Raw genomic sequence first — 14213 nt, forward strand, 5'->3', positions numbered from 1 at the left:
CGGAAGCGCGGCTGAAGGAACAACTCGATAAGACCACCGACCCAGGAGTGTGCCTGGAGGACACCGGCGTCGACTATCTGTTCCTCGACGAAGCCCACGAGTTCAAGAACCTGCGCACGATCTCGGGGATCCCAGGGGCAGGCATCGACGGCTCGGACAAGGCCACCAAGATGCACATGCTGATCGACTATCTGCGCAGCACCAGCGTCACCGGCCGATACGCCACCTTCGCCACCGCGACCCCGATCGCCAACAGCGTCACCGAAGCGTACGTGATGATGCGCTACCTGGCACCAGAGCTGCTCGAACAGATGGGCATCGACGTCTTCGACAACTGGGTCGGCATCTTCGGTGAAGTCGTCTCAAGCCTCGAGCCAGACCCCAAAGGCGAGGGCTACAAGATGAAATCGCGGCTGGCGCGGTTCTTCAACGTTCCCGAGCTGATGGCCGCGTACTGGACTTTCGCTGACGTCCAAACCGCCGATGACCTCAACCTGCCCACCCCGCCGGTCTTACAGGGCGAAGACGGGCAACGCGGGGAGAAGATCCTCATCCCCGCCAGCGAGGCTCAACGGCGATTCATCAAAGAACTTCCCAAACAGAAGTGGATTAGGGACGCCGGGGGAGTGCTCAAAGCGCTCGGCGAAGGCCTGCGAGCCAGCCTGGATATGCGGCTGGTCGGCGGCCGAATCGCCGATGGCAGCAAAATTCCGTACCTGGTCGACAAGGTCGCCGAAATCTATGACCAGAACAAAGACATCGTCTACCCGGCCTCGGAGGAAGACCTCACCCCCCAACCCGACAAGGGTGGGTTGCAGCTGGTGTTCCTCGACGAAGGCACACCAGACTCCGGCGCCAAACACGCCTACGACCTCTACGACGACATCCGGGAGCAGCTCACCGCGCGCGGCGTCCCCTCTGAGCGGATCCGCTTCATCCACGAGGCCACCACCGACGCGAAGAAGGAGGCGCTGTTCGCCGACTGCCGCGCCGGCCACGTCTCGGTCCTGATCGGCTCCACAAAGAAAATGGGCACCGGCGCCAACATTCAAGACCGCGCTGTCGCCCTGCATCACCTGTCTTATCCGTGGCGACCGGCCGACATCGCCCAACGCGAAGGCCGCATCGAACGCCAAGGAAACCTCAACCGGCCCGAAATTCCCGGGACACTGGACGAGGTCCGGATCCTGTACTACGTCACCGAGCGCACGTTCGATGAATTCCGGCTCAACACCCTCGCCAGAAAAGCGCGCTTCATCGATCAACTGCAGAAACGCGGCTTCGATGTGCGCGAGATGGACGACATCGGCGAGGAGGCAGTGAACTTCGCGATCCTCACCGCGCTGGCGTCCGGAGACCCGGCCATCATGCAACTGGCCGAGGCCACCGCCGAGCGGGCCCGCCTGCAGGGCTTGGCCCGCAACTGGGACAACGACCAGGATCGCCGCGAAGCCGACCTGGCCTACTTCGAAACCTTCCTCGCCGCCGCGGTACCCGCCAGCGCGCTGATGCACGAAGCACGGGGCAAACGTGTCGCCACCAAGGGCGACAAGTTCGTGATGACCGTGGACGGTGTCACCTACGACAAACGTGCTGATGCAGGTGAGGCCCTGGTCGCGCGGCTCAAGCAGTTCAAGGCCACCGCCAAACCGGAGGACACGCTCGAGCTGGGTGTGCTCGGCGGTCTGCCGTACCGCGCCGAGGTCGGGCTCAGCGGCCGGTACCTGTGGCTGGACTTCGGGTGGGCCGATCCCAGCCGCCGCGACAGCGCCGATCGCCGCCCGGAATGGGAACTACGCAAAACGATCCCCCATGGCCGCTACATGGTGCAGGCGTTGGAGCGGCTGCTGAACAACCTCGACGACGACACGATCGCGCTCGATGCATCCATCGCGCGTGTTTCCGCGAACAAGGCCGAACTCGCCAGCCGCCTCGTTGCCCGCGAACACAACCCCTACCGGCCGCTGGCGCGGTCGAAGGAAACCGAAGAGGGGCTGCTCGGCAAACTCGTCGTGGCCAACGAACGGGAAGCAGACCTCGCCGACCAAGTCGAGGCCGTCGGGGAGGACAAGGTCTCCGACGAAACACGCGAAGAACTCGAGTCCCTACGTGCCCATATCGCCCGACTACGCGAGGCCATCTCCGACGAACACGAAATCCAAGCCCGGGCCCGCAAAGCCCTCGACGACACCGCGAACCTCGACGACCCGAACAACGCAGATCTCCCTGCCCCCCATACCGAGCAGGCATCGGAACCCCCGGCCGCGAAGCCGACAGCAGAACCCGAACCCGCCGCCGCGGCGGCGGCCAGCGTCGCCGACGCACCCACCTCAGCAGAAGTAGCGACTCAGCCCACCGCCACCGCGGAAAGCGACGATGCGGAGGCAACCGACGGCGCACCGGTTACACAGACCACTACGGCGCCGGTGGCGGCTGAACACCCCTGGGGTGGACTGCTTTGGGCACTGCAGACGCTCGCCGGCGTCTGCGACGGAGCAGTCGAACGCGACGACGTCGGATTCAGCGCCGCCGACGTCGCGATCGGTCACTACCTGGCCAAACTCGACATCCACAGCTGGGACACCTACCACGCGGTCACCGCCGTCGGAATGCTTGCCAGCTACCACCGGCAGCTCGGGGGAATCACCCCCGCCGACCTCCTCACAGAACCGATCGAGGTCAGCCGCGACGAGTACTGGGCCGCCCGCAGCACCGTCCGCGAAGAAGGCCAAGAACACCGCGCCCGCGAACGCGCCGTCAACGGCTCCTACGTCCAGATCATCGACGAGACGGTGCTGCTCGGATTCGCACGCTACAACGAGAACCTCGTTGCCGCGGCCCGCGCGATCCCCGGTCGGGAATTCGACTACACGACCCAAACCAACCAGTTCCCGTTGTCATCACTGCCGCAGGTCATCGCCTTGGCCGACACCTACCGAATCCCGGTCGAGGACGACCTGAGGCTCCTGGGACACAAGGTGGCCGCCGACCCAGACCGGTACACACCGGTGGCAGTCACCCTCGCCAACGACAACTTGATCATCCGCGCCGACTACTCGACAGAGCTCAACGACGCGCTGTGGACGCTCAACGGGGGCCGCACGTGGAACTCCGGCTTGCACGCGCATGTCCTGCGGCTCGACCTCGATGTCGACCCGCACGCAGTGCGTGAACTCCTGGCCAAGTATCGGCTCAAGCTGGACCCCGACGCGCGGAACGCCCTCGCGACCCGCATCCTCGTCCATGACACCGGCGACCAGGTGCTGATGCACGAGGGCCGTGTCATGATCGCCTGCCCGCTGGAACTGCGTGAACGGGTGCGCGCTGACCTGGCCCCACTGCTCGGAAGCACCAGATTCGGCGCTGACGGCACCGAAACCAGCATCGGCGTCCACGTCGAACCCGGACAGCAACTGGAAATCTACGCCCGCCACAACCTACGGATATCCGACGAGGTACGAATCACCCTCACCGCGCACGCCCGAGCTCAGGCAGAGAACCTCACCGGGTCTGTTGCCGCCGACGCCACCGCAGTGACCGTGCCTGGCCTGTCAACAGACATGGCGTTGATGCCGCACCAGCACGCCGGTGTGGCCTATCTGCATCGCAATCGCCGCGCCATTACCGCCGACCACATGGGACTGGGCAAGACACTGACCTCACTGGCGACCGTCGCCGTCGACGGCGCGTTCCCCACAGTGGTCGTGTGCAAGCCCGACCTCACCGTCAACTGGTACAGCGAGATCAAACGCGCGCTCCCGGACCGCAAGGTGTACCTCGCCCAAGGCATGACCCCGACCGACATCCCGGCCGGCACCGACATCGTCATCATCGGATACACCGCACTGTCCTCCCGCCCGCCCGCGCCGGAAGGACAGAAGAAACGCGACGAATTCCTGTGGGTCGACCGCCTCATCTCCAACCTCGCGCCTCGGGCCGTGATCTTCGACGAAGGCCACCTGGCCAAAGAACCCACAGCAGCACGCTCCCGTGCGCTGGCGGCGCTCGGCGCCGACGTCGCGGCCCGCGACGGACTGGTGCTCGACCTGACCGGCACGCCAGTGGTCAACCGGCCCCGCGAACTGGCCCAACAGCTGATCATTCTCGGGCTCCTCGCCCCACCCGGAGAACCAGCGACACCACAACAACTATTCGGCGAGTACTGGCACTTCCTGCGCCGCTACTGCCAACCGAGCCGCCGCTCCCTCAGGCCCGGCGAGGACAACGACCGATACGGCCTGGACTACAACGGAGCATCCAACCTCGAGGAGCTCCACCAGCGGCTACGAGCATGGGGCGGATACCTGCGACGCACCGACGACGTCCTCGACCTGCCACCATTCGAAATGACACCGTTGACGCTGACCCCCGAGCAACTCGACCCCGCGGTGATGGACGAGTACGCGACCGCCGAGGCAGACGTCATCAACTTCCTCGCCAACCGCGCCGCGCAGCTCGCCGCCGAACTCAAGGAAGACCCCCGCAGCGCCGCAGTCGAAGCGGCGATGCGCGCCGAAGCCGCCGAACACCTGGTGCGATTGAACACCCTGCGCGAGATCGTCGGCCGCGCGAAGATGCCCGCCATCATCGACTGGGCAGACCAACAGATCGAAGCAGGGGAGAAGGTGATGATCGCCGCCCACCATCAGAAAGTGGTCGGCGGATTGGCGCGCCGGTTCGGCGGGCTGAAAATCCAGGGTGGACAATCCGTCGAGGAGAAGGAACGCGACAAACAGGCGTTCCAAACCGCGCCGGTGACCCAGGCGCCTGCCATCACCGTATCCATCGGTGCGGGCGGGTGCGGGCACACGCTCACCGCGGCCCGCACCGGCATTCAAGCCGAACTGCCGTGGACGCCAGGTGAACTCAACCAGATGGCCAAACGCCTGCACCGCATCGGCCAAACCCGGCCCGTCAGCTACCAGGTCACCGTCGCACCGGGCACCGTTGACGGATTCATGTGGGACATGCTGCAGAACAAACAGCGCGTCCTCGACGCCGTCCTCGACGGCGAGGTCGTCGACGAAACATCCGGGCTGGCCGACATCGTGTGGGCGCTCACCCGCCGCGGCCTGGCCACTGCCGAAGTTTCTGATCCAGCGCAGCAGGATCTGGACGCGGGTCACGAGGCGGCAACCGTAGTCAATGACATGGCAGCCGCTGGTCTCGCAGCCGCCGCCGTGGGTCACTGCGACCCCACCCAGCATCTGGCGACGGCGCCTGCGGACCTTGCGGCCGACACAGACCCGACACCACCGCGCGCAGATCTCATGACGGACGCGACCGTTCCAGGACCTTAGCCGTCGCTGCGACAATCAGCCACCGCTCACACCCACCGGAATCTGGCCCAATAGAGACTGTGGACCGACGCGCCCTGCGCAAGCACGCTGGGACCGGCACTGGCGTTGTCTTTCCGCTCGGAGGCATGCGTTTCAAGGGACCATGAGCTGCCACACCGGGGGAGTAGGCACAGCGACGCGACTGCGGATTTCAGGACTGCGGCTGCGGCGAACTTCGCGCAGCATGCCGGCTACTCGGAGAGATGTCGTTCGACAGATTCGATCTTGGTGTTGAGAGTGTCGGTATGTCCGGGGCGCAGATCGGCTTTGATGATGATGCTGGCGCGTCCGGCGGTCTGCATTACGGCGTCGCTGGCGGCTTTGATGACGGCCATGACGTCGTCCCAGTCGCCTTCTATCTCAGTGAAGCTCGCTGCTGTCCGGTTCGGTAGCCCACTGGCACGAATTACCCGGATCGCGGCCGCGACGTGAGCGCCGACGTCTTCGCCGACACCGACTGGGGTGATCGAGAATGCTACGAGCACAGTTGTTTCCTCCTGCTGGGGGTCGCCGGTGCAGATCAGAGACTATCCAGCAGCGCGGAGGTCTTATCGCGGAGTTCGGCGACAGGGCCGCTGGTCTTAATCCGGGTTTCTGTGGTGAGCCGGTGTATGCGGCGTATGTCTCGGACCACTCGTGCCGAGGTGGTGCCTCGCGCGTCAGCGAGTACCTCGTGAGCAAGGTGTACGCCGTGTTCGGCTTCGCCATGGCGCAGATGCAGGGCGGCCAGTTGGGCGGTGCTACGCAGACGGGATCGTGCATGCGCGTCGGACAGACTGCGCGCGGCTTCGAGCCGGGTCACGGTCGGGCGGAGTTCGACGCCCCGTTGAAAGGACAGGGTGAACAGTCCGTGCGCGAGGTCGGAGGCGAGCAACTTTTCGCTGTAATAGGTCGCGAATCCTTCGTGTGCCAGGTCGGGGTGGTCTTCGTCGCGGGCTTCGCTGAACAGCGACTCGGCTTCGAAGACCGCGCGAAGACACTCGCGGTGGTTGCCTTGGGCACCGAACGCCCGGGCTTTCACCGCAGCAATGTCAGCGCGGCGCAGCAGCGACAGCTTGTCCGCCCGAATCGCGGCAATGCCGAGTTTGTCCAGGGCGTAGTCGAACTGCCCCAGATAGATCGCCTGGCGGGCCATACAGGTCAATAATGCTGCCCTCAGCCACCGGGGACCAGCGTCGCCAAGGAGGTTCCAACCCTCCTTCCAGTCGTCCTGGGCGCCCTCATGGTCGCCGCGGTCGTATCGGGCCCAGCCCACGACACGATGCAGGGTGGCCACCGCAGCTTTGAGTTCACGCTCAACCGGCGGGGTCATCGTCGCCTGGAGGTATTGGCGGGCACGTGCAAGCTGCACGGTCATGCCCTCGAACGCACCGTTTCCGGCGTCGTCGGCCTGGCGGAACACCTCCGCCCAGGCGTTGACCTGCCGGGCGTGCTCACTGCCGACACACCGCGGCGCGCTGCAGTTGGTCGACCGGAACGTTGGCTGCCGCGCGGGCAGCGCTGCGAATGCGGGGACGGCCGCCAGTCCGCGAAGGAACTCCTGCCGATCCACATCGACCTCCTTGACCCGGACCCGAGCGGCCCGCTTGTTCGCCAGTCCGAGCTGACTGGGTGTCGCGTCGAACAGCCGACACAATGCCTCACGGTAGCGAAGATGCGGCCAGGACACCGACCCGTTCAGCAGCCGCAAGACCGAGTCCCCGGTGTAGAGCCCGCGGCAACCGGTTGCTCGCTCGACGAGATCGTTGATCTTGTCGGCGACCTCCTCGTAGACCCATCCTGCGTCCCGGATGTGCTGGTACAGCAGATGATTCTTACTCAGCCGGGCCACGATCACCCACCTCCCGCGCCGTCGCCAAGACGGCTGCTCGAGCCTCACAACTGTTAGTCCATCGTGCCGGTTTGTCCACGCAGCAGATTCGGGTTTCGCCGAATTAGCCGCATTGCGTGGCTCGGGCCGACCGACCCAGCAGATTCCCCAGCAGCTCCGGTGATTGTGAATCTGCTGGGTGAACTGCTGTGGTGGGTGGACCCGATGGCCTGCCAGTCTCGAAACCTGCAGTTGCACAGCTCAACTGGATGATGTGGCCCGCTCCGCCCATGCTGTCGATCCGCCGTCCGGACGAAACGCACGGGGGTCGAGCGTCCTGACTATCGGCCAGCTGTGGGCGCGAGCTGTGTTCCCGGCTTTCGACAGGAAGGCGTTCGATGACCATCCCTACAGAACGGGTCTCGGCGGTACGCGCCGCAGCGCGTACGCAGGCACCGCCCTTCGCCCCGGCACGGCCACTGCGACCACGGTCGCTGGTCCCCTACGACCGTCGCCCGGTTGCCGAACTGCTGGCGGCAGCGGTCGGTGAGCACGGTGATGTGCCCGCGGTGGAAGACGGCCAGGCGGTGATCATCTACCGGGAGCTCGATGAACGCGCAGATCGGCTCGCCCAGCATCTCGTTGCTGCCGGTGCGCAGGTCGGGGACATGATCGGGGTTTGCGTCGGACGGTCGATTGCACAGGTCGTCGCGGTGGTCGCGGTAGTGAAAGCAGGGTGTGTCGTGGTCCCCCTGGACCCGGCTTACCCCGCGGATCGGGTGGCGTTCATGCTGACCGATTCCGGCGCCGGGATCGTAGTCACCAACCCGGGCCACATCGGCGGCGACCTGGAATCGGCACTGCGACAAGTCCGGTCGCTGCCGATCACCTCCGATGGTGCCCTAATCAGGCCCTGCCCGACGGCTGTCGTGGTGGGCACGAGCGTGAGTGTGCAGGCGCCGGTGTACATGATCTACACCTCCGGCTCCACAGGCCGGCCGAAAGGAACCACGGTCAGCCACGCCGCGATCGCGAACCTGCTCGCCTGGCATCGCCGCACCTGGTTGTCCGAACCCGGAACCCGGGTGCTGCTGTACTCGCCGATCGGCTTCGACGTGGCCTTCCACGAGATCTTCGCCGGGCTGGTCACCGGCGCGACGCTGGTCGTGGTCGACGAGGACACCCGAACCAACCCGATGGCGCTGCTCGAGTTCGCCCGGGCCCGGCGGATCCAGAAGTGGTACATGCCGTTTGTCGCCTTGCAGCAGGTCGCCCAGGCCGCGACTACCGCCGCGCAGGTACCGACCGACCTGGTGGAGCTGATCGTCGGCGGGGAGATCTTGAGGATCACCCCGGCGATCCGGGAGTTCGCGCGCCGCAGCGGGACCGTGATCCACAACCACTACGGGTCCACCGAGTGCATCGACGTCGCCACCCACACCCTCGCCGGTGACCCGGCCACGTGGCCCGCGGTGGCGCCGGTGGGCCGCGCCAGCGTCGACAACATGGCCCTGCACATCCTCGACGACACGCTCACCCCGGTCGAACCCGGTCAGGTCGGTGAAATCTACTGCGAGGGTGACAGTCTCGCGCAGGGATACCACGGCCGCCCGGGGTTGACCGCGCAGCGCTTCGTCGCCAACCCGTTCGGTCCGGCGGGGTCACGGCTGTACCGGATGGGCGATCTCGGCCGCGACAGCGGCGATGGGGTCATCGAGTGCATCGGCCGCGCCGACAACCAGCTCAAGATCCGCGGATTCCGCATCGAGCCTGGCGAGATCGAAGCCGCCCTGGCCGAGCACCCCGCGGTGGCCGAATGCGCCGTCGTCGCCGCGCAGGGAGCCCACGGCAACGCCCGCCTGCTCGCCTACGTCGTGCCCACCTCCGGCGTCCAACCCGCCGATCTGGGCCGACAGCTGCGCCAGCACGCCGCCGCCACCATGCCCGACCACTTGGTCCCCGCGGTGGTGCACGTCGTGGCCGCACTGCCGCTGACGCCCAGCGGCAAACTCGACCGCAAAGCTCTCCCGGCGCTGACCACCACGGCCGAGGACTCCGGCGCGCGGCCGCTCACCGCGACAGCGGCCGCGGTGACCCGGATCTGGTGTGACCTGCTCGAGGTGAGCGAGGTCGACCCCGACACCCCGTTCACCGACCTCGGTGCCGATTCGCTGATGCTCGTGCACGCCCACCAGCGCCTCGAGGCCGCATTCGGCCGGAGCATGCCGGCCAATCTGCTGTTCCGGGAACCGACCATCAACGCGGTCTCGCGGCACCTGTCCCAGGCCGGTGACGACCGACCGGCGTCGCCAGCGCCGCCGACCGCCGGTGACGCGGTCGCCCTTGTCGGGATGGCCACCCGGGTGCCCGGCGCCGACTCCCTCGGCCAGTTCTGGTCGAACCTGTGTCGTGGTGTCGAATCGATCGCGCCGCTGACCAGCGCCGAACTGGCAGCGCTGCCCACAGACCAGACCAGCGACCCGTACTTCGTCTCGGTCGCCGCCCAGCTCGAGGGCATCGAGAACTTCGACGCGGAGTTCTTCGGCATCAGCCCAGCCGAGGCGGCCGTGATGGACCCCCAGCAACGGCTGTTCTTCGAAACAGCCGTTGAGGCAATTGAGGACGCCGGGCTGACAACCGATCGGGTCGCGGTGTTCGCCGGGTCCGCGATGAGCACCTACCTGGTCAACAACGTCCTCCCGGCGGTCGGACCAGCGGTGTTCTTGAGCCACCGCAACTTCGACCGAGCCGTCGACCTGCGCATCGAGCAAGGCAACGCCGGAGACCACCTGCCGATGCGCACCTCGCATCTGCTCGGGCTGCGCGGTCCCAGCATCAACGTCCAGGCCACCTGCGCGACCTCACTGGTCGCGGTGCACCTCGCCCGCCAAGCACTGCTGGCCGGAGAATGCGACGCCGCACTGGCCGGCGGGGTCTCCATCATCACCCCGCAGGCCACCGGCTACCGATGGCGCGACGGGCTGATGGTCTCGAGCGACGGCCACTGCCGCCCGTTCGACGCCGCCGCCGACGGCACCGTGTTCGGCAACGGGCTGGGCGTGGTCGTGCTCAAGACCCTGACCAGGGCGCTGGCCGACGGTGACCGGATCTATGCGGTCGTGTCCGGATCCGCAGTCACCAACGACGGCGCCGACAAACCCGCCTACACCGGCCCCAGCCTTGACGCCCAAGCTGAGGCCATCACCGCCGCTCACCGTGCCGCAGGTATCACCGCCGACGGCATCTCCTACGTCGAAACACATGGCACCGCAACACGATTAGGTGACCCGATCGAAATCGCCGCCCTGACCCGCGCATTCCGGTCCAGCACCGACCGGGCCGGTCGATGGTGCGCGATCGGGTCGGTGAAATCCAACATCGGTCACCTCGACGAAGCCGCCGGGGTGATCGGGCTGATCAAGACCGCGCTGAGCCTGCACCACCGGCAGATCCCGCCCACCGTGGGTTTCCGCACCCCCAACCCGGCCGCGGACCTGCCTGCCAGCCCGTTCTACGTCAACACCGCGCTGTGTGATTGGCCCGGCGACGAGCACCGTCCCCGGCGGGCCGGAGTGAGTTCGATCGGCATGGGCGGCACTAACTGCCATCTGGTCCTCGAGCAGGCCCCCGATACACCCCAAACCCGGCCGCCGGTGCCGGAGCGGCCCGTGCAGCTGCTGCCGATCTCGGCGCACAGTCCCACCGCGCTGCGCGAACTGCTCTCGGGCTACCGCAGTCTGCTGCACGAGGCACCGGACCAGTTCACCGATATCTGCTACACCGCCTCCACTCGCCGCCACCGCCGGTGCCGTGCCGCGATCACCGCCACCGACGCCGATGCGGCCCGTGTCCAGCTGGACCGGCTGCTCACCACCAGCCCCGGCCTCGACGCCGCCGCCGACGCGGGGCCAGGGCCGCTGGTGTGGCTGTGCACCGGATACGGCTCGCAGTACCCGCAGATGGGGCGCGCCCTCTACGAGGCCGAACCGGTTTTCCGGGAGGCCTTCGGCGAGTGCGCGAGCATCGTCGAATCTCAGGGCTGGGGATCGCTCACCGATCTGCTCTACGGGCCTGACCCGGCCTCGGAGCTATCGGACCCGACCTCGGCGCATCCGGCGATCTTCGCCGTCGGCTACGCCACGGCCGCGCTGTGGCGTTCCTGGGGTGTGCACCCGGACATGCTAATCGGGCACAGCCTCGGGGAATACCTCGCCGCCACCCTGGCCGGTGTGTTGTCCGTGCCGGACGCGCTGCGCCTGGTGACCGCCCGCGCCGACCTGGTCGAAACCCTCACCCCGCCGGGAAAGATGGTGCAGGTCGCCGCCGACACCGCCACCGTCGAAGCGCTGGTGGCGCCGTGGGCGGACACCGTGGCGGTCGCCGCGATCAACGGCCCCGAAGCCGTCGTCGTCTCCGGCGCCCCACCCGCAATCGATCAGCTCATCGCCGAATGCGGCCGCCGCGGCATCGCGACCAGGACCCTGGCAGTCTCGCGCGCATTGCACTCCCCGCTGATGGCACCCGCCGCGGCCGGGCTGCGGCGCGTCGCCGAATCGCTGACCTACCACAGCGCCCGCGTCGACCTGATCGCCGCGAGCACCGGCGCGGCGGCCCGGGGATCCGATTTCGGGGCGGACTACTGGGTCGATCACCTGGACACCCCGGTCCGTTTCGCCGACGCGATCACGACCGCGGACTGCGCCGGGGCTGCCGCATTCCTCGAAATCGGCGCCACCCCCGCGCTCACCGCCCTGGGCCGCCGCGTCCTGCCGGGTGAAGGCCGCCGATGGCTGTCGAGCATGAGCCCCCGCGACCCCCTCGCCGCCTACGGTGCGCTGGCCCGCCTCTACACCGCCGGCACCGACCTGCATTGGGCCGCCCTGCGCCCGCGCACCGGCCACCGGGTCGCCGTGCCTGCCTACCCCTTCCAACGCACCCGGCACTGGATCGACCGCCCAGCCTCCCCCAGCAGCCCGAACACCGACGCACGCACCTCGCCATCGGAGACCGACACCGTGAACTCCCCACAATTCCTCGACCTGACCTGGGAACACGTATCCGACATCAACGAGACGGGCAGCGTCGGCACCGTCGTCGTCATCGGCCCTCCCGGGGACCTTGCCTCCCGGCTCATCGACGGTCTGCGCGCCCAGGGACGCGGGTGCGCGCAGCTGCGCACCGGCGCCGGGCGCCTGCCCGCGGCCAGGGAGCTGGCCAGCGAGCTCGGCCGCCTGTCCACACCCGGAACCCGGGTACAGGTCATCCTCGCCGACAGCGCCTGCACCGGGAACGACAATCCCACCGATGCCCTGCTGAGGGTCATCGACACCGCGCGCAGCATCGTGGCGCTGACCGGCACGCTGCCAGTGACCGGGCTGTGGCTGCTGTCCGCCGACGGCGATGTGCGCACCTTCGCCCTGGCCGCCCTGGCACGCACCATCACCGCCGAACACCCCGAACTCACCTGCGCCGCGGTCACCGCGCCCCCGGCACCGACCCCGGCCGAGCTGAACGCGCTGATCTCGTGCCTGCACCGGCGCGGAGCCGGTGAAGCCTGGACAGTCCGCTCAGGCCGCCTCCATCGCGCCCGCCTGGCCACCCCCACCCGCACCGACGTCGATACCGGGCTCGTCGACGCGGTCCCGATCCGGGCGGAGGGCACCTACCTGATCACCGGCGGCACCGGCGCGCTCGGCCTGCACGTCGCGTTGCTGATCGCCCGCCGCCGCCCCGCCCGGATCGTGCTGCTCTCCCGCAGCGGTCACCCCGCCGACGGTGCGGTGTGGGAGACGCTGGCAGCCACTGGCACCGACATCGAGGTGGAGCGCGGTGACGTCGCCGACGCGAGCCTGCTCGCCGGTCTCATCGACCGCGTCGGGGGTGGGTTGCGCGGGATCGTGCACTGCGCCGGAGTTCTCGACGACGCGATCCTGCTGCACCAGAACCGGCAGCGGATCGAGGCGGTGCTCGCGGGCAAGGTCGGCGGGGCGTGGCTGCTGCACGAACTGACCCGCGAGCTGCCGCTGGAGTTCTTCGTGCTGTTCTCCTCGCTGGCCGCGACCATCGGCTACCCGGGCCAAGCCAGCTACGCCGCCGCCAACGGCGCCCTGTGCGATCTGGCCCGCCACCGCCACGACCAAGGCCTGCCCGCCCTCGCGGTGAGCTGGGGCAGCTGGGCAGGGCAAGGGATGACCGGCCGGCTCGACGCCCACCTGCGCGACCGCATACAGGCCGAAGGCGAACACTTGATCGACCCCGCCGCCGCGGCCGCCGCGCTGACCGCCTTGCCCTGGGCCGGACCACATGTGGCGATCGCGGCCGTGGACTGGGACCGCTTCGCCGCCACCCGCACCTACCCGACCCCCGTCCTGGCCGCACTCACCCACATCGCAACCCCGGCCGCCGGGCCGCCGCCGGTGACCGCAGCGACACAGTCGGCACCGGACCACGATGTGGCGCAGACGATTACCGTCCTGGTTGCTGAATTGCTGGGCATCAGCCCGGCCGAGGTCGATCGGCGCCGCGGCTTCACCGCCCTCGGGATCGACTCATTGAGCGCGCTGGACTTGCGCTCGAAATTGCAGCACCACTACGGTGTCGCGCTGCCGGCGACGGTGGTCTTCGACCATCCCGACGTCGCCGCCCTGGCCGCGCATCTGACCGGCCTGCTGGCAGCAGCCGGGCCTGCATCAACCCCGGCCACCATCCCCCTGTCGAAGGCCTCCGTCACCGGCCCGGAGCCGGATTCGTTGGTGGACAGCGATATCGGCGACCGGGTCGCGGTGATCGGGATGGCATTGCGGTTTCCTGGCGCCGACACCGTCCCCGCGTTCTGGGAGCAGTTGTGCACCGGCACCGACGTGCTCGCCCCGATTCCGGCCGACCGCTGGGACATCGAGGCCTACTACGACCCATCCCCGGCCGCGCCGGGCAAGATGAACGTCCGCTGCGCGGCCACCCTCGACGGCATCGACAGCTTCGACGCCGCGTTCTTCGGGATCTCACCGGCCGAAGCCGCCCGGATGGACCCCCGGCATCGGATGCTGCTGGAAACCACATGGCAT

At 67.9% G+C, this 14213-nt stretch carries 4 protein-coding genes; 2 read left to right on the forward strand and 2 right to left on the reverse strand.

Features of this window, described 5'->3' with window-relative positions; genetic code table 11:
- Positions 1 to 5300 (forward strand): helicase-like domain-containing protein (locus tag ON27_RS40215; RefSeq protein ID WP_245560380.1); only part of this gene is annotated, 5300 nt, incomplete at its 5' end.
- A gap of 230 nt (positions 5301 to 5530) precedes the next feature.
- Here the strand turns inward: ON27_RS40215 and ON27_RS31270 are convergent.
- Together ON27_RS31270 and ON27_RS31275 are read right to left on the reverse strand one after the other, a co-directional pair.
- On the reverse strand, positions 5531 to 5824 hold the full coding sequence (locus tag ON27_RS31270; protein ID WP_043735824.1) for an MTH1187 family thiamine-binding protein: 294 nt from the start codon (positions 5822 to 5824) through the stop codon (positions 5531 to 5533).
- A 35-nt stretch (positions 5825 to 5859) separates the two neighbouring features.
- On the reverse strand, positions 5860 to 7407 hold the full coding sequence (locus ON27_RS31275) for an NsdA family TPR-like regulatory protein (protein WP_157227476.1): 1548 nt from the start codon (positions 7405 to 7407) through the stop codon (positions 5860 to 5862).
- Positions 7408 to 7547: 140 nt separating this feature from the next.
- Between ON27_RS31275 and ON27_RS31280 the strand changes: the two genes are divergently transcribed.
- On the forward strand, positions 7548 to 14213 hold a 6666-nt coding region (locus ON27_RS31280; protein WP_157227478.1), incomplete at its 3' end, for a polyketide synthase.

It is taken from the genome of Nocardia asiatica NBRC 100129 (assembly GCF_000308415.1).
GTDB lineage: Bacteria > Actinomycetota > Actinomycetes > Mycobacteriales > Mycobacteriaceae > Nocardia > Nocardia asiatica.